Origin of the sequence: Azospirillum sp. SYSU D00513 (assembly GCF_017356015.1) — a bacterium.
GTDB lineage: Bacteria > Pseudomonadota > Alphaproteobacteria > Azospirillales > Azospirillaceae > Azospirillum.
Window position 1 is genome coordinate 1 of record NZ_JAFIQV010000020.1, and the last position, 15,381, is coordinate 15,381.

16 protein-coding genes and 1 pseudogene are annotated in these 15,381 nt (G+C 68.6%); 9 read left to right on the forward strand and 8 right to left on the reverse strand.

Going from position 1 to position 15,381, the window contains the following annotated elements:
- Nucleotides 1-115: 115 nt before the first annotated feature.
- The 5 genes and pseudogenes from JUB11_RS15895 to rpsF form a co-directional block, all read right to left on the reverse strand.
- Entirely contained in the window at nt 116-1,645 is a 1,530-nt protein-coding gene (locus JUB11_RS15895; protein ID WP_207459549.1) for a replicative DNA helicase, read from the reverse strand.
- 395 nt (nt 1,646-2,040) lie between these two features.
- Nucleotides 2,041-2,496 (reverse strand): annotated as a pseudogene (gene rplI / locus JUB11_RS15900) (50S ribosomal protein L9); the annotation flags it as partial.
- Entirely contained in the window at nt 2,496-3,443 is a 948-nt protein-coding gene (locus JUB11_RS15905) for a DUF2232 domain-containing protein (protein WP_247887100.1), read from the reverse strand. The gene JUB11_RS15905 and the pseudogene rplI, both read right to left, overlap by 1 nt.
- 40 nt (nt 3,444-3,483) lie before the next feature.
- Nucleotides 3,484-3,756: a 30S ribosomal protein S18 gene (rpsR, locus tag JUB11_RS15910; RefSeq protein ID WP_207459552.1), complete on the reverse strand. Its 273-nt coding sequence runs from the start codon at nt 3,754-3,756 to the stop codon at nt 3,484-3,486.
- Nucleotides 3,756-4,190: a 30S ribosomal protein S6 gene (rpsF, locus tag JUB11_RS15915; RefSeq protein ID WP_207459553.1), complete on the reverse strand. Its 435-nt coding sequence runs from the start codon at nt 4,188-4,190 to the stop codon at nt 3,756-3,758. The genes rpsR and rpsF overlap by 1 nt, the downstream gene beginning before the upstream one ends.
- Before the next feature lie 402 nt (nt 4,191-4,592).
- Here rpsF and fabD point away from each other — a divergent pair, with 402 nt between their 5' ends.
- From fabD to JUB11_RS15945, 6 genes are all read left to right on the forward strand, one after another.
- Nucleotides 4,593-5,534 (forward strand): ACP S-malonyltransferase, encoded by a 942-nt coding sequence (gene fabD / locus JUB11_RS15920; protein WP_207459554.1) that lies wholly within the window; start codon nt 4,593-4,595, stop codon nt 5,532-5,534.
- Between the two features lie 7 nt (nt 5,535-5,541).
- Nucleotides 5,542-6,279, forward strand: coding sequence for a 3-oxoacyl-[acyl-carrier-protein] reductase (fabG, locus tag JUB11_RS15925; RefSeq protein ID WP_207459555.1), 738 nt, complete (start codon nt 5,542-5,544; stop codon nt 6,277-6,279).
- A 187-nt stretch (nt 6,280-6,466) separates the two neighbouring features.
- Nucleotides 6,467-6,706 carry an acyl carrier protein gene (locus tag JUB11_RS15930; RefSeq protein WP_207459556.1) on the forward strand — a complete coding sequence of 80 codons (240 nt, stop codon included), beginning with the start codon at nt 6,467-6,469 and terminating at the stop codon, nt 6,704-6,706.
- Nucleotides 6,707-6,803: 97 nt separating this feature from the next.
- A complete protein-coding gene (gene fabF, locus JUB11_RS15935) occupies nt 6,804-8,066 on the forward strand; it encodes a beta-ketoacyl-ACP synthase II (protein ID WP_207459557.1) in 1,263 nt (420 codons plus the stop codon).
- 11 nt (nt 8,067-8,077) lie between these two features.
- Complete coding sequence (gene mltG, locus JUB11_RS15940) at nt 8,078-9,091, forward strand: endolytic transglycosylase MltG (protein ID WP_207459558.1); 1,014 nt, start codon at nt 8,078-8,080, stop codon at nt 9,089-9,091.
- A 135-nt stretch (nt 9,092-9,226) separates the two neighbouring features.
- Nucleotides 9,227-9,643: a DUF2934 domain-containing protein gene (locus JUB11_RS15945; protein WP_207459559.1), complete on the forward strand. Its 417-nt coding sequence runs from the start codon at nt 9,227-9,229 to the stop codon at nt 9,641-9,643.
- A gap of 144 nt (nt 9,644-9,787) precedes the next feature.
- On the opposite strand, the gene JUB11_RS15950 is transcribed toward JUB11_RS15945, so the two are convergent.
- From JUB11_RS15950 to JUB11_RS15960, 3 genes are all read right to left on the reverse strand, one after another.
- On the reverse strand, nt 9,788-10,015 hold the full coding sequence (locus JUB11_RS15950; RefSeq protein WP_207459560.1) for a hypothetical protein: 228 nt from the start codon (nt 10,013-10,015) through the stop codon (nt 9,788-9,790).
- A 197-nt stretch (nt 10,016-10,212) separates the two neighbouring features.
- A complete protein-coding gene (locus tag JUB11_RS15955; protein WP_207459561.1) occupies nt 10,213-10,914 on the reverse strand; it encodes a haloacid dehalogenase type II in 702 nt (233 codons plus the stop codon).
- On the reverse strand, nt 10,911-12,920 hold the full coding sequence (locus JUB11_RS15960; RefSeq protein WP_348771440.1) for a lytic transglycosylase domain-containing protein: 2,010 nt from the start codon (nt 12,918-12,920) through the stop codon (nt 10,911-10,913). Before JUB11_RS15960 ends, JUB11_RS15955 begins: the two co-directional genes overlap by 4 nt.
- Nucleotides 12,921-12,950: 30 nt before the next feature.
- On the opposite strand from JUB11_RS15960, the gene dapA reads away from it, so the two are divergent.
- The 3 genes from dapA to JUB11_RS15975 are packed head-to-tail and all read left to right on the forward strand — an operon-like array spanning nt 12,951 to nt 15,379.
- Nucleotides 12,951-13,826: a 4-hydroxy-tetrahydrodipicolinate synthase gene (gene dapA / locus JUB11_RS15965; RefSeq protein WP_207459563.1), complete on the forward strand. Its 876-nt coding sequence runs from the start codon at nt 12,951-12,953 to the stop codon at nt 13,824-13,826.
- 31 nt (nt 13,827-13,857) lie between these two features.
- Nucleotides 13,858-14,334 carry an SsrA-binding protein SmpB gene (gene smpB, locus JUB11_RS15970; protein ID WP_207459564.1) on the forward strand — a complete coding sequence of 159 codons (477 nt, stop codon included), beginning with the start codon at nt 13,858-13,860 and terminating at the stop codon, nt 14,332-14,334.
- A gap of 16 nt (nt 14,335-14,350) precedes the next feature.
- Nucleotides 14,351-15,379 (forward strand): methyltransferase, encoded by a 1,029-nt coding sequence (locus JUB11_RS15975; protein WP_207459565.1) that lies wholly within the window; start codon nt 14,351-14,353, stop codon nt 15,377-15,379.
- Nucleotides 15,380-15,381: the final 2 nt, after the last annotated feature.

Here is a 15,381-nt window from a genome sequence, read left to right on the forward strand (position 1 = left end):
GGACCGGGGGCATGCCCCCGGTCCAAATAGCGAACAGAGCGGCCAACTCACATGTTACGAAAACCGGCCAACTTGACTTGTTAGCGACACGACCGCCCCGAACGGACGGTGGCGGCTACTCGCCGTAGGACCCGTGGTTCTGGTCCAGGTCGCTGAACTTGGTGAACTGGCCGTCGAAATGCAGGCGCACGGTGCCGATCGGGCCGTGGCGCTGCTTGGCGATGATGACCTCGGCGGTGTTGTGCACCTCGCCCAGCCGCTGCTGCCAGCGCTGGTAACGGTCGTTGAACTTGTCGTCGTTCTCGTCGGGCCGGCGCGACGGCTCGGCACGCTCCAGATAGTACTGTTCGCGGAACACGAACATCACCACGTCGGCGTCCTGCTCGATCGAGCCCGACTCGCGCAGGTCGGCGAGCTGGGGCCGCTTGTCCTCGCGCAGCTCGACCGCGCGGCTGAGCTGGGACAGCGCCAGGACCGGGACTTCCAGCTCCTTGGCGATGGCCTTCAGGCCGCGGGTGATCTCCGAGATCTCCTGCACGCGGTTCTCGCTGCCGCGCGTCGAGGAGCCGCGCAGGAGCTGGAGATAGTCCACCACCACCATGCTGAGGCCCGACGTGCGCTTCAGCCGCCGGCAGCGGGTGCGGACCGCCGCGACGGACAGGGCGGGCGTGTCGTCCACGTAGAAGGGGCAGCGCGCCAGATCCTGGCTCGCCTGGACGAAGGTCGGGAAGTCCGTGTCGCGGATCTCGCCGCGCCGGATCTTGTCGCCCGGCACCTTGACCTCGTCGGCGAGAATGCGCGTGGCGAGCTGCTCCGCCGACATTTCCAGCGAGAAGAAGCCGACGACGCCGCCTTCCTCGCCGCTGGTGCGCATGTGGGCCTTGGCCGCGTTGAAGGCGATGTTGGTGGCGAGCGCCGTCTTGCCCATGGAAGGGCGTCCGGCGAGGATGATCAGGTCCGACGGGTGCATGCCGCCGAGCTTGCGGTCGATGTCGATCAGGCCGGTGGTGACGCCCGTCACGTGGCTCGACCGGCCGAAGGCGACCTGGGCGGTGGCGATGGCCTGCTTGACCGATTCGATGAAGGGAACGAAGCCGCCCTTCACGTCGCCGCTGGAAGCGAGGTCGAAGAGCTGCTTTTCCGCCTCGCCGATCTGCTCCAGCGCGGTGCTGTCGAGGTCGTGGCGGTAGGCCTCGTTGACCATGTCGCTGCCGACTTCGATGAGCTGCCGGCGCAGGAACAGGTCATGGATGGTGCGGCCATAATCGCCGGCGTTGACCACCGTCACGACGTTCGCCGCCAGCTCCGCGAGATAGGCGGCCCCGCCGTCCGCGACGAGGTCGGTGTCGTTCTCGAAGTAGTTCTTGAGCGTCACCGGGTTCGCGATCTGGCCGCGCTCGACCAGCTTCAGGATCGCGCCGTAGATGCGCTGGTGGACCGGGTCGTAGAAATGCTCCGGCCTGAGGAACTCGCTGACCCTCTCATAGGCCTTGTTGTTCACCAGGATGGCGCCCAGCAGAGCCTGTTCGGCCTCCTCGTTGTGCGGGGGCGTGCGGTAGTCCGGCACGGGCTTGACGGTGCCGAGGCGCGAGGCAGCACCTTCCGAGAGGCGCGGCTCGAAGAGCTGGGTTGCTTTGTCGTCCATGCGGGCACTCTAGCAAAGGGCCGGTGGACTCGGCTGTGCCAAGCGATTCTCCCCCTCCCAAAAACCTGTGGGTAAGAATCATCCACAGGATGACAATCATGGGGATAAGCCGAAAATACAAGTGATCTCAAGTGACTGGCTTGAGCTTAGCCTGTGAGGCTCCAGCCTTTTCCGAGCATCCCGGCGGGGCAGGCGGGATGGCGGAGCCCGGAAACGCGAAAACCGCCCTGCCTCGGTTGAGGCGGGCGGTTCCCGGACGAACGGTGACGGCGTGAAGGGGCCGATCAGGCCTCTTCGCTGTCCTCGGTCTCGTCGGCCTCGGGGGCCGTCGTCTCTTCGTCCTCGTCGTCGTCCAGGTCGGCGGCGGTGATCATGCCACCGCGCTGGGCCTGAAGCTCGGCCTCTTCGGCCGAACGGGCGACGTTGACCGTGACCGACAGGCTGACTTCCGGGTGCAGCACGAGGCGCACCTTGAAGAGGCCCAGGGTCTTGATCGGGGTTTCGATCGAGACCTGGCGGCGGTCGACGGTGTAGCCGGCGGCGGTCAGCGCCTCGGCGATGTCGCGCGCGGCGACGGAGCCGTAGAGAACGCCGGTCTCGCCGGCCTGGCGGATGACCACGACCGTCACGTCGTTCATCTTGGCGGCGACCTGCTCGGCGTCCTTGCGGCGCTCCAGGTTCGCGGCCTCGAGTTGGGCGCGCTGGGTCTCGAACTGAGCCAGGTTCGCCTTGGTCGCGCGCTGCGCCTTCTTCTGCGGCAGAAGATAGTTGCGGGCGTAACCGGGCTTGACCTTCACGATCTGGCCCATCTGGCCGAGCTTCTCAACCCGCTCCAGCAGAATAACTTCCATCACTCGTCCTCCTGATGAGGGCCGGCGGGCCGAAAACGGCGGCGCAGCCCCATCCATTGCTCGATCATGCCCAGGCCGACCATAAGCACGATCGGCCAACCGAAGAGAAACAGGCACATGTAGAACCCGACGAGGATCGGCGTCCTTGCCGACCGTCCCCGGACCATCGCATGCACCACCGAAAGCCCGGCAAAGGCAATGGGCACGGCCAGGATCAGCGCCATGTTCAGAGCGATGAACCCGACCGGGTCCGGAGCCACCGAGGCCCCCGCCACCAGCGCCAGGAACGCCGGGACGGTCCATTGCGGCAGGTCGATGTCGTCCAGCCGCATGGACGGGCGCCGGTTGCGGCCGAACCGCATCAGCACCCCCTGCGCCAGGGCCGCGTTGACGATCGCCATGGTCAGCCATGAGATCGCCGCCAGCCCCGGCATCGCCGAGACGATCCAGTACGCGCCCGGTTCCGGGGCGGGGGCGCCCTGCGCGTCGAACACCTCTCCGGCCAGGCCGGACAGCGCCCGCTGCACGACGCCCTCGAGCCCGCCGGGCTCTCCGAGCGCCAGAACCGTGACGGCCAGGAAGGCCGCGACGCCCAGCCCGGTCAGTTCCATCAGGACCGAACCGGGCGGGTACCACTCGATGCCCCCTTCGGGGCCTTCCGACGCGGGCCGCGCCAGCAGCGACCGCTTGACCACCAGGAGCACCGGAAGCGCTCCGGTGACCAGGTGAACCGCCGCCGCCAGCAGGCTGCCCGACATCAGCAGGACCGCCGCCGACCCCGCCAGCCCCGCGATGAGCGCCGCCGGAAACCCGAGCGACAGCCCCACGAGGAAGAGCGGAAAGGTCGTCAGATAGCCCAGGATCAGCGCGCCGAACCCGCCGAACACCGCCGACAGGGAGAAGACCGCGCTGACCAGCCCGCTTCCCAGGGAAGCGGCCAAGGCCATTCTCATGGAGGCACCTATGCCCTTGCCGAACGCTTCGGCCTTACTTCACCACGTAGGGGAGCAGGGCCAGGAAGCGGGCGCGCTTGATGGCGCGCGCGAGTTCGCGCTGCTTCTTCGCGGAAACCGCCGTGATGCGGCTCGGGACGATCTTGCCGCGCTCGGAAATGAAGCGCGACAGGAGCTTGACGTCCTTGTAGTCGATCGCCGGGGCGTTCGCGCCCGAGAACGGGCAGGTCTTGCGGCGGCGGAAGAACGGACGGCGGGCGGGGCCGCCGGTGCGGGCCGGAGCGCCCGTGGTCTGCTTGTCGCTCATTACGCGGTCTCCCCTTCGGCAGCGGCTTCCTGGCGGCGCGGCGGACGCGGGCCGCGGTCATCGAACCGGCGCGGGCCGCGGTCGCCGCGGTCACCGCGGTCGCCACGCTCGCCGCGGCTCTGCATCATCGCCGACGGGTTGGCGTCGAGGGCGTCGACGCGCAGCGTCATGTAGCGCAGCACGTCTTCGTTGATGCTCATGTTCCGCTCCATCTCGGCGACGGCGGCGGCCGGCGCGTCGAGATTGAACAGGGTGTAGTGACCCTTGCGGTTCTTCTTGATCTTGTAGGTGAGGGTCTTCAGACCCCAGTACTCGGTCTTGGAGACCTCACCGCCGTTGTCGCGGATGATCTGAGCGAACTGCTCACCGAGCTGCTCGGCCTGCGCGGCCGAGATGTCCTGGCGTGCGATCAGCACGCACTCGTACAAAGCCATATGACTCCCCATGGCTGTTCATGGTCCGGCGCTGCGTCGGTCCCCGATGGACCGGCCAGCCGCCCGGGCCTAGCCGGCAGCTAGCGCGAACCGGCAAGGAGTTTGGAAGGCGCGCACTATACACAGGAAAAGCCGGCGGGCAAGGCATTTCCTAGGCCGAACGGCATGATTCGGCAGGAATCCGGCGCTTTCCGCCGAAAAGAGCGCGGCGGGCGGTGTGCAATGCAGCGGGGCCGGCTCGGCACCTGCGCTTGAAGTCCGGAAAACCGCCGGGGGTAACGGCGTGTGAATGGGAAAAACGTCGCGTCGCTTGACTTGCCGCGAACGGGCGGTATGACTGTCGCGCAATTTCGCAGCGGCGCCGCTTTCCGGGCGCTCCAAAGAACAGGGTTTTCAAGGGTCATGAGCAGGGCGTTCGTCTTTCCGGGACAGGGCAGTCAGGCCGTCGGCATGGGCCGCGAACTGGCCGAAGCGTTCGAGGTCGCGCGCCTCACCTTCGAGGAGGTGGACGATGCGCTGAACCAGCGCCTGTCGCGCCTGATGTTCGAGGGTCCGGAAGAGGACCTGCTCCTGACCGAGAACGCCCAGCCGGCCCTGATGGCCGTCAGCGTCGCCGCCATGCGCGTGCTGACCAGCGAGGGCGGCGTCGATTTCGCCAAGCATGCCGCCTTCGTGGCCGGCCATTCGCTCGGCGAGTATTCGGCGCTGTGCGCCGCCGGAGCCTTCACGCTCTCCGACACGGCGCGTCTGCTGAAGCTGCGCGGGCAGGCCATGCAGAAGGCCGTGCCGGTCGGCAAGGGCGCCATGGCGGCCCTGCTGGGCGCCGACATCGAGCAGGCCCAGTCCATCGCCGCCGACGCGGCGCAGGGCGAGGTCTGCACCGTCGCCAACGACAACTCCGTCGGCCAGGTCGTGATCTCCGGCGCCACCGAGGCGATCGACCGCGCCGTCGTGCTGGCCGCCGAGCGCGGGCTGAAGCGCGCCGTCCGGCTGACCGTGAGCGCGCCCTTCCATTGCCCGCTGATGCAGCCGGCGGCCGACGCCATGGCCGAGGCGCTGGCATCCGTGACCATCTCGGCACCGGCGGTGCCGCTGGTCGCCAACATCACCGCCGCGCCGGTGTCCGACCCCAACGAGATCCGCCGCCTGCTGGTCGAGCAGGTGACCGGCATGGTCCGCTGGCGCGAGAGCGTGCTCTTCATGAAGGAGCAGGGCGTGGAGACGCTGGTCGAGGTCGGCGCCGGCAAGGTCCTGGCCGGGCTCACCAAGCGCATCGACAAGGAGCTGTCGGCCGTGTCGATCCAGGGGCCGGCCGATGTCGAATCCTTCCTCAAGACGCTGTGAGGCTACAATGTTCGATCTGACCGGCAAGAAGGCTCTGGTGACCGGAGCATCCGGCGGCATCGGCGCGTCCATCGCCCGCGCGCTGCACGCGCAGGGCGCCACGGTCGCCCTGTCCGGCACGCGCACCGGCCCGCTGGAGGAGCTGGCGGCCGAGCTGGGCGAGCGCGCCCGGGTCGTCCCCGGCAACCTCGCCGACGCGGCGGCCACCGAACAGCTCGTCAAGGACGCCGAATCAGCACTCGGCCAGATCGATGTTCTGGTCAACAACGCCGGCCTGACGCGCGACCAGCTCGCCATGCGCATGAAGGACGAGGACTGGCAGGCCGTCATCGACGTCAACCTGACCGCCGCCTTCCGCCTGTCGCGGGGCGTGCTGCGCGGCATGATGAAGCGCCGCTGGGGCCGCATCATCGGCATCACCTCCATCGTCGGGGTGACCGGCAACGCCGGCCAGACCAACTACGCCGCCTCCAAGGCCGGCATGATCGGCATGTCGAAGGCGCTGGCCGCCGAAGTGGCGTCCCGTGGAATCACCGTCAACTGCGTCGCGCCGGGCTTCATCACCACGGCGATGACCGACGCGCTGAACGGCGAGCAGAAGGAAAAGCTGCTCGCCGGAATACCGGCCGGCCGCATGGGCGAGCCGGGTGAGATCGCCGCCGGGGTCGTGTACCTCGCGAGCGAGGAGGCCTCCTACATCACCGGCCAGACGTTGCACGTCAACGGCGGCATGGCGATGATCTGAGGTTTCGCTAAAAAGCAGCGGAACGGACGGCGGCCGGTGCCCTCGGGCGCTGGTCAAGCCTGCCGAAATGTGTTATCGGACGGGGCTTTTCGCGGCGGAACGACACGCGGACCCGCGTGTGGTATGGCCGGATTTCCCCCAAGCGGTCTCAAAGATTGCCGTCTCAAGGATTGGAAGGTTCAGGAACATGAGTGACATCGCCGAGCGCGTGAAGAAGATCGTTGTGGACCACCTCGGTGTCGAGGAAGCCAAGGTGACGGAGAATGCCTCCTTCATCGACGACCTGGGCGCCGACAGCCTCGACACCGTCGAGCTGGTCATGGCCTTCGAGGAAGAGTTCGGCTGCGAGATCCCGGACGACGCCGCCGAGAAGATCCTGACGGTCAAGGACGCCATCGACTTCATCAACAAGTCGAGCGCCGCCTGACCCCAGCGGCAGGACTCCGGGGGCCAGGCACCAAGGAACGGGCCTGGCCGTCGTGGACATTCCGTCAGAACGGAAAAAGAAGACCAAGGGAATTCCCATGAGACGTGTCGTCGTTACCGGCCTCGGTCTGGTCACGCCGCTCGGTGTCGGCCACAAGCACAACTGGGACCGCCTGGTCAACGGCGCTTCCGGCATCCGGGCGACCCAGGGCTTTGATGTCTCGGACATCGCCTCGCGCGTGTCCGGCCAGGTTCCGCGCGGAGACGGCGAGGGGCTCTTCAATCCGGACATCTTCGTTCCGCCCAAGGATCAGCGGAAGATGGATGACTTCATCCTCTTCGCGATCGCCGCCGCCCAGGAAGCGGTGAAGGATTCGGGCTGGGAACCGGGCAACGACGAGCAGCGCGAGCGCACCGGCGTCATGGTCGGCTCCGGCATCGGCGGCCTTCCGGGCATCGCCGAAGGCGCCATCACGCTGCACGAGAAGGGGCCGCGGCGCCTGTCGCCCTTCTTCATCCCGGCGAACCTCATCAATTTGGCCTCGGGCCACATCTCCATCCAGCACGGCTTCCGCGGCCCCAACCATTCGGTGGTCACCGCCTGCTCGACCGGGGCTCACGCCATCGGCGACGCGGCGCGCCTGATCATGTGGGACGACGCGGACGTGATGGTGGCCGGCGGCACGGAAGGGGCGGTCACCCGCCTCGGCATCGCCGGCTTCGCCGCCATGCGCGCGCTCTCGACAGCCTTCAACGACACGCCGGAGAAGGCGTCCCGCCCCTACGACAAGGACCGTGACGGCTTCGTGATCAGCGAAGGCGCCGGTGTCGTCGTGCTGGAGGAGCTGGAGCACGCCAAGCGCCGCGGCGCGCACATCTACGCCGAGATCGTCGGCTACGGCCTGTCGGGCGACGCCCACCACATCAGCGCCCCGGCCGAGGACGGCAACGGCGGCTTCCGCGCCATGACCATGGCCCTGAAGCGCGCGGGCATGAGCCCGGCGGACATCGGCTACATCAACGCCCACGGCACCTCCACGCCGCTGGGCGACGAGATCGAACTGGGCGCGGTCCGCCGCCTGTTCGGCGCGGATCTCGACACGGCCGCCATGTCCTCCACCAAGTCGGCCACCGGCCATCTGCTGGGCGCCGCCGGCGCGATCGAGGCGATCTACTCGATCAAGGCGATGAACCACAGCGTGGTTCCGCCGACGCTGAACCTGGACAACCCGTCCGAGAGCTGCCAGGGCGTCAACCTCGTGCCGAAGGTGGCGCAGGAACGCCGCGTGACGGCGGCCCTGTCGAACAGCTTCGGCTTCGGCGGGACGAACGCCTCCTTGATCTTCAAGGAGTTCGCGTAAGGGAGGCGGCGATGGGCTGGGGCCTCCGCATCGCGGCCACGGCACTCGCCGCGCTCACCGCCGGGGGGGCGGGCGCCTTCTGGGGCGCCCTGCGCGTCATGGCGCCCGGGCCGCTCGACGGCCCGGCGACCGTCGTGGTGCCGCGCGGCAGCGGGCTCGAAGCCATCGCCGAAACCCTCGACCGGGCGGGCGTCCTGGATGAGCCGCTGCTGTTCCTCTATGGGGCGAAGCTCACCGGCGAACTGGCCGGGGACCGCCGTCCGCTGAAGGCGGGCGAATACGCCTTCGCGCCCGGCGTCAGCATCTCCGGCGTGCTGGAGCAAATGCGCCAGGGCAAGACGGTCGTGCGCCGCCTCACCGTGCCGGAGGGGCTGACCTCCGTGCAGGTGATGGCGCTGCTCGACAAGGAGGAGGCGCTGACCGGATCGGTCGAGCCGGTGCCGCCCAACGGCAGCCTCCTGCCGGAAACCTATCATTTCACCTTCGGTGATTCGCGCGCGTCCGTCGTCGCGCGCATGCGGCAGGGCATGGACAAGGCCCTGGCCGAGGCGTGGAAGAGCCGGGACGGGGATCTGCCCGTCAGGACGCCCGAAGAGGCCTTGACGCTGGCTTCCATCGTCGAGAAGGAGACCGGCGTCGCGTCCGAACGGGCGCGCGTCGCCGGCGTGTTCCTGAACCGGTTGGAAGCCGGCATGCGGCTCCAGTCCGACCCCACCGTCATCTTCGCCCTGACCGATGGGACGGGAGAACTCGGGCGGGCGCTGACCCGCGCCGACTGGCGTTTCGAATCGCCCTACAACACCTATGTGGCGGACGGCCTGCCGCCCGGGCCGATCGCGAATCCGGGGCTCGCGTCGCTGACGGCCGTTCTCAAGCCGGAACGCCACGACTTCATCTACTTCGTGGCCGACGGCACGGGAGGCCATGCCTTCGCCAAGACGCTCGCCGAGCACAACCGGAACGTTGCCCGCTGGCGTGCAGTGCAGCAGAAACAGTCGGAAAACGGCGAAACGTCATCGGAATAAAGGCCGATGCACGCGCCTATGGCCTCCGACCATTGAGCAAATTGCACCGAAATCGCGGCTGGGGCACCATCGCGTCGCACCATTGCACAGGGGCTGCGCGTGCCGGCCTGTGCCTAGACGATCGAGGAGGATTGTATGAGCGCGGACGTCGATCAGCGGACCCGTGAGCGTGCCTACGCCATCTGGCTTGAAGAGGGCTGCCCGCACGGCTGCGATTTCGAACACTGGGTAAGGGCCGAGGCGGAAGTGGCCGCGCAACCGTTCCAAGCGGAGGCGGCGCAGGCCGTTGCTGCGAAGCCGGCCCGGGCCGCGGCGAAGAAGGCTGCTGCCCCGAAGGCCGTAGCCGGCGCGGACGCCAAGGCGGCCGAAGCCAAGCCGGCGGAAGCAAAAGCGGCCAAGCAGCCGGGCGCTGCCAAGCCCGTCGAAGCGAAGGCTCCGGAGGCGAAGGCCGCCAAGCCGGCTGCGAAGAAGCCGGCCGCCAAGGAGGCCGTTGCGGCCGAAGCGCCGGCTCCGGCGCGCAAGCCCCGTGCCCGCAAGGCGGTCCCGGCCTGAGCATCGGCCGGGGCTGCTCCCGCCGGACTGCGCGGCAGCCCCGAGCCTCTTGGAAAGCGCACGCGACCGAGCCGCTGTGGCCCCGCGCGCGCGGCGGTCCAGAACCGCCAGGTACCCTGATGAGCGCGGCCGATGAGCGCGGCCTCAGGCCGCCCGCGACGCCGCGACCGGTACGGCGATCACGCCGCCGAGGCTGCCGTAGGACTTGCGGGCGATGCGCAGCTTTTCGATGGACTCGGTCAGGCTTTCGGACACGAAGCCGGGAGCAAGCGACTCCAACTCGCGCTGCGTGAGATCGATGAAGGCGTCGAGCAGACGCGCATGGATCTGGCAGGCCTGGCGAACTTCATCGGCCACAATCGGAGCGGGCATTTAATCTGCTTCCTTGTCACGGTGAGAATGCATATTCGAGTGCATGCGCCAGGGAATTAAGCCCGGTTATAGTTAAAAGAAGATTAAATGCAGTTGATAATGCTTCCGGCAGTACGGATTACTCCCTTTTTGTAAATGACTCGATCCCGTGACTGGGCCGCGTTCCCCTTCGACTGCCCGACCGCCGCCACGCGGGTTCAGGCCGGCAGAAGGTCCGGGATGGCGGACAGGCTGTCCACAACCGCCGCGGGTGCGGCCGGAAGGCGTTCCGCGGGAAAACCGGCGCGGTTCAGCCACGCCACCCGGAAGCCGAACCGCGCGGCACCCCCGGCGTCCCATCCGTTCGCGGAGACGAACAGGATCGCCTCCGGCATCACGCCGAACCGGTCGCAGGCGAGCTGATAGACGGAAGGGTGGGGCTTGTAGACGCGCAGGGGATCGACGGACAGCACCGCGTCCAGGTGCGGGGCCAGCCCGGCCCCGGCGACCGCCGCGTCCAGCATGGCCGGCGAGCCGTTCGACAGAATGGCGGTGTTCAGCCCGCGCCCGCGAAGCGTGCCGAGGCAGGCGGCCGCATCCCCATAGGCATCCAGTTGCCGGTACAGCGCCATCAGCCGGTCCCGCAAGCCCTCTCCGATCACGCCGTGCCGCTCCAGCGCATAGTCGAGCGCGTCGCCGGTCACCCGCTCGAAATCGGCGTAGTCGCCCATGAGGCTTCGCAGCCAGGTGTATTCGAGCTGCTTGGCGCGCCATGTGGCGGCCAGGGTCTCCCAGCCGCCGCCGAGCGCGTCCTCGCAGCGCCGCGCGGCGGAATTGACGTCGAGCAGCGTTCCGTAGGCGTCGAAGACGCAGGCGCGGATGCCGTCGAAGCCGTGTTCCGTCGTAGCGGCCGTGGTCATCGGCGCAGTTCCTTGTCGAGATTCAGGTCGGCCCGGCTGCCCTGGATGCGCGCGCGGTAGACGAGCATCGCCTCCATGACGCGCTGGACGTAGTTGCGCGTTTCGGAGAAGGGGATCAGCTCGATCCAGTCCACGATGTCGATGGCGCCCTCGCGCGGGTCCCCGAACTGGTCGAGCCACTGGCGCGTCCGCGCCGGGCCGGCGTTGTAGGAGGCAACCGCCATCACGTAGGACCCGTTCCAGCGGTCGATCATCTCCGCCAGATAGGCCGAGCCGAGCCGGACATTGTAGTCGGGGTCGGCGGTAAGCTGGGCGAGCTTGTGGTTCCTGATGCCGAGCTGCTTGGCCACCTGCTGCGCCGTGCCGGGCATGAGCTGCATCAGGCCGCGCGCCCCGGCCGACGAGGCGATGAGGGGGTTGAAGGTGCTCTCCTGCCGGATGATCGCGTGCACCAGGGCCGATTCCGGGCGGTCGGCCTGAGTCTTGATCATCGGATAGCCGGCCTCCACCAGGAAGACGTTGTCCTGGGCGGCGTCCTTGGCGGCGGCGACCGCCAGGTCGCGGCGCCCGACCTCGCGCGCCAGCTTGGCCGCCTGCACGAAGTCGGTGGGGGTCTTGGCGTCCAGGCTGATGCGGCGCAGGAAGGCCGTGGTCAGGCTGTCGTCCTTGCCGAGGATCTCCGAGAGCATCCGGGCGGCCCGGACGAGGTCTCGCCGTTCGAAGGCCGTGGCCTCCGCGTTGCTCACTTTCGGCTCGCCGGGAAGGTCGATGTGCCCCTTGCCGCCGAGATGCTTCGCGGCGAGCTGGCCGTAATAGGTCGTTCCGAACTGCGAGGCCGTCTCGAACCATTCCTTGGCCTGGGCCTTCTGCCCCAGCGCCTCGGCCGCGCGGCCGCACCAGTAGGCGCCCCGCGCCTTGCTGATCGGCGCCCCGACGGAACGGTACAGCTTGTGGAAATGGCCGAAGGCCTCCGACGGCTTGTCGAGGAAGCGCAGGGCGAGGAAGCCCGCCAGGAACTCCGCGTCGGCGAGGCCGCCGCCTTCCGTCTGGCCGTGCGCCTCGACGATGCGGTAGGCGAGGTTGAAGTCGCGCCGCTCGATGGCCCGGCGCGCCAGGATGTGGCGCTCGGTCCACCAGGCGCTCGGCTTGCCGAGCTTCGCCGGGGCCTTGGCGAGGAGGGCCAGGGCGCCATCGTCGTCGCCCTTGCGGCGCAGGTAGCGGATCTGATCGAACAGCAGACCCGCGTCGTTGCGCAGGCTCGCCGGCACGCGGGCGAGCTTGGCTTCCGGGTTGCGCGCGTCGGTGTCGTAGGCCAGCCGCGCCTCGATCAGCGTGTCGTAGGTGTCGTCGAAGAAGCCGAGAAGGCGGCGGGCCGGCGCCTCCTGCCGTTCCCACAGCAGACGGTCGAGCCGTTCCTTGTGGTCCTGCGTGCGCAGGTGGCGGCCGTAGCTCGCCAGGAAATCCTGCTCGTCGCCCGCGCTGAAGTCGGCCGACACCCAGCGGTCGCGCACGAGCTTGGCCGCCCGGTCGGTCTCCCCGGCGGCCAGCAGCGTGTCGGCGTGGCGCCGGAAGCCGTCAAGCGTCAGCGGCGGGTGTTTCCGGAACCAGGACAGCACGGAGTCGGTCCCGAGGTCCGGAGGCATGGCCTTTTCCGCCTGGCGGCGCAGGGCGGCCTGGTTGGGCCAGTCCGGCTCCTCGCGCAGGAACTCCGCGATTTCCTCGAAGCTGCCGCCGCCGGGGGCCGACAGCTCCAGCCAGCGGATGACCTTGGCCGGCAGCTTCTCCCGCGCCTGGGAGGCGATGCGCAGCGCCTCGCCGTGGCGGTCCTTTCCGGCGGCGGCAAAGGCCTGCCGGTAGACGGCCAGATCGTCCCCGCTGAGCAGCGCCGCGTGGGCGCCGCCGGCGAAGGGGAGCGAGGCCAGCAGGAAAACGCTGGTCAGTCCAGCAAACAGAGCCCCCCGGGCGCTCTTGCCCAGGCCGGCGGGTGCGGCTAATGTGCGCGTCACTTTTTTTGAAGTCCGTCGGAGGTGGCAGGCATGTTTCACGGTTCCATCGTCGCTCTCTTGACCCCGTTCAAGGACGGGAAAGTCGACGAGGCCGCCTTCCAGTCCTTCGTCGAATGGCAGGTCTCGCAGGGCACTCATGGACTGGTCCCGTGCGGCACGACGGGCGAGTCCGCCACCATGTCGCACGAGGAGCACAACCGTGTCGTCGAGCTGTGCGTCGAGGCGGCCGGGGGCAAGGTTCCGGTCATCGCCGGCACCGGCTCCAACTCGACCGAAGAGGCGATCGGCCTGACCCGCCACGCCCGGAAGGCCGGCGCCCAGGCGGCGCTCGTGGTGACGCCCTACTACAACAAGCCGACGCAAGAGGGTCTCTACCAGCATTTCAAAGCGATCCATGACGCGGCGGATTTGCCGATTATCATCTACAACATTCCGGGCCGCAGTGTCGTGGATATGTCCGTCGCCACGATGGGCCGGCTGGCGAAGCTGCCCAACATCGTCGGGGTGAAGGACGCCACGGCCGACCTCGCGCGGCCGGCCCGCATGCGGCTTGAGGCGGGCGAGAACTTCGCCCAGCTTTCGGGCGAAGATGTGACGGCGCTGGCCTTCAACGCCCAGGGCGGCGTGGGCTGCATCTCGGTCTCGGCGAACGTCGCGCCGAAGCTCTGCGCGGACATGCAGAACGCCTGGCGCGAGGGCGATTACGCCACCGCCTTCGCGCTCCGCGACCGGCTGACTCCGCTGCACGACTCCATGTTCGTGGAGACGAACCCGGTGCCCGTGAAGTACGCGTTGAGCCTGCTCGGCAAATGCACCGAGGAGGTGCGCCTGCCGATGGTGCCCCTGTCGGAGCAGGGTAAGGCGATCGTGCGCGGAGCCATGACGAAGGCCGGGCTGTTGTCCTGACCGGCGACATCAACAGTTAGAGGAGACGGAGTTGGCCGCGAGCGAGCCCGAATCAAGGCGCATCGCCGCACAGAACCGCCGTGCGCGCTTCGACTATTTCATCGACGACACCATCGAGGCCGGCCTGATGCTGACCGGCACCGAGGTGAAGTCGTTGCGCGGCGGCCGTGCGAGCATCAACGAGGCCTATGCCGGGCTTAAGTCGGGCGAGCTGTACCTGTTCAACGCCTACCTGCCGGAATACCTGCAGGCCGGCCGCTTCTTCCAGCACGAGCCGAAGCGGCCGCGCAAGCTGCTGGTGAAGAAGCGCGAACTGGACAAGCTCATGGGCGCCATCAAGCTGAAGGGCGCCACGCTGATCCCGATGCAGATCTATTTCAACGACCGTGGCATCGCGAAGGTGCAGCTCGGCGTCGGCACCGGCAAGAAGAAGGGCGACAAGCGCGAAACCGAGAAGGAACGCACATGGCAGCGCGACAAGGCGCGGCTGATGCGCGACCGGGGTTGAGGAAGGGCAGAACGCCGTGAGCCGTCTTTCCAACCGGGCGACCGACCGCGACATCACGATCGCGGAGGTCGCCGCCGAAACCCTGTCCGAACGCCGCCCGCAGGGCCGTGTCCTGGTCGCCGGCGACACCGGCGGCGCCATGGAGCGGGCGCTCGCCGAGGGCGGGGCCGAGACCGTCTCCTGGAACCGCATCGCCGGCGAGGGCAGGGCGGCCACGCCCTGGCCCGCCGAAGGGCCGTTCGACGCGGCCGTGCTGCGCCTGCCGCGCGGCTGGGATGCCTTCGAGATGAGCCTGCACGCCCTGGCGGCCCGCCTGCCTCCCGGCGCGCCGCTGTGGATCGTCGGCGGCAACGACGAGGGCATCACCTCCGCGCCCAAGCGGCTGGCCGGGCTGGTGGAGGGGGGGGAGACCCTGTCCATCAAGCGCCGCGCCCGCGTGCTGGAAACCCGTCGCACCGCCGAGCCGGCCAGGGGCGGGCTGGAGGACTGGCGGGAGACGGTGGCCTTCGCCCTGCCGGGCCGGGCGGAGCCGCTGGACCTCGTCTCCTACCCCGGCCTCTTCGCCCACGGCCGGCTCGATCCCGGCACCGAGGCGCTGCTGGCCGTGCTGCCGGAGATCGCCCCCGGCACCAACGTGCTCGATTTCGGCAGCGGCGCCGGCGTGATCGCGCGGGCCGTGCGGGAACGCGCGCCCGAGGCGAAGCTGACCCTGCTGGACATCGACGCGGTGGCGCTCCACGCCGCGCGCCAGAATGTGCCGGACGCCGAACTGGTGCTGAGCGACGGGCTGGCCGGGCTCGGCACCCGCGAACGCTTCGGCCTGATCGTCTCCAACCCGCCGCTCCACCGGGGAAAGGACGAGGATTTCGGCATGCTGGAGGATCTGGTGAAGGGCACCAAGCAGTACCTGAAGCTGCGCGGCGCCCTGATCGCCGTCACCCAGCGCACCGCGGGCGTCGGCAAGCTCTTCAAGACCGCCTTCGGCCACGCCGACCTGCTGGCCGAAACCAACCAGTATCAGGTCTGGCGCGGGGTGCCGAAGTAACT

What these genes read in the sequence shown, in the direction of transcription:
- JUB11_RS15895 (WP_207459549.1), bottom strand. Translation starts at nt 1,645, where the DNA reads ATGGACGACAAAGCAACCCAGCTCTTCGAGCCGCGCCTCTCGGAAGGT.
- JUB11_RS15905 (WP_247887100.1), bottom strand. Translation starts at nt 3,443, where the DNA reads ATGGCCTTGGCCGCTTCCCTGGGAAGCGGGCTGGTCAGCGCGGTCTTC.
- rpsR (WP_207459552.1), bottom strand. Translation starts at nt 3,756, where the DNA reads ATGAGCGACAAGCAGACCACGGGCGCTCCGGCCCGCACCGGCGGCCCC.
- rpsF (WP_207459553.1), bottom strand. Translation starts at nt 4,190, where the DNA reads ATGGCTTTGTACGAGTGCGTGCTGATCGCACGCCAGGACATCTCGGCC.
- fabD (WP_207459554.1), top strand. Translation starts at nt 4,593, where the DNA reads ATGAGCAGGGCGTTCGTCTTTCCGGGACAGGGCAGTCAGGCCGTCGGC.
- fabG (WP_207459555.1), top strand. Translation starts at nt 5,542, where the DNA reads ATGTTCGATCTGACCGGCAAGAAGGCTCTGGTGACCGGAGCATCCGGC.
- JUB11_RS15930 (WP_207459556.1), top strand. Translation starts at nt 6,467, where the DNA reads ATGAGTGACATCGCCGAGCGCGTGAAGAAGATCGTTGTGGACCACCTC.
- fabF (WP_207459557.1), top strand. Translation starts at nt 6,804, where the DNA reads ATGAGACGTGTCGTCGTTACCGGCCTCGGTCTGGTCACGCCGCTCGGT.
- mltG (WP_207459558.1), top strand. Translation starts at nt 8,078, where the DNA reads ATGGGCTGGGGCCTCCGCATCGCGGCCACGGCACTCGCCGCGCTCACC.
- JUB11_RS15945 (WP_207459559.1), top strand. Translation starts at nt 9,227, where the DNA reads ATGAGCGCGGACGTCGATCAGCGGACCCGTGAGCGTGCCTACGCCATC.
- JUB11_RS15950 (WP_207459560.1), bottom strand. Translation starts at nt 10,015, where the DNA reads ATGCCCGCTCCGATTGTGGCCGATGAAGTTCGCCAGGCCTGCCAGATC.
- JUB11_RS15955 (WP_207459561.1), bottom strand. Translation starts at nt 10,914, where the DNA reads ATGACCACGGCCGCTACGACGGAACACGGCTTCGACGGCATCCGCGCC.
- dapA (WP_207459563.1), top strand. Translation starts at nt 12,951, where the DNA reads ATGTTTCACGGTTCCATCGTCGCTCTCTTGACCCCGTTCAAGGACGGG.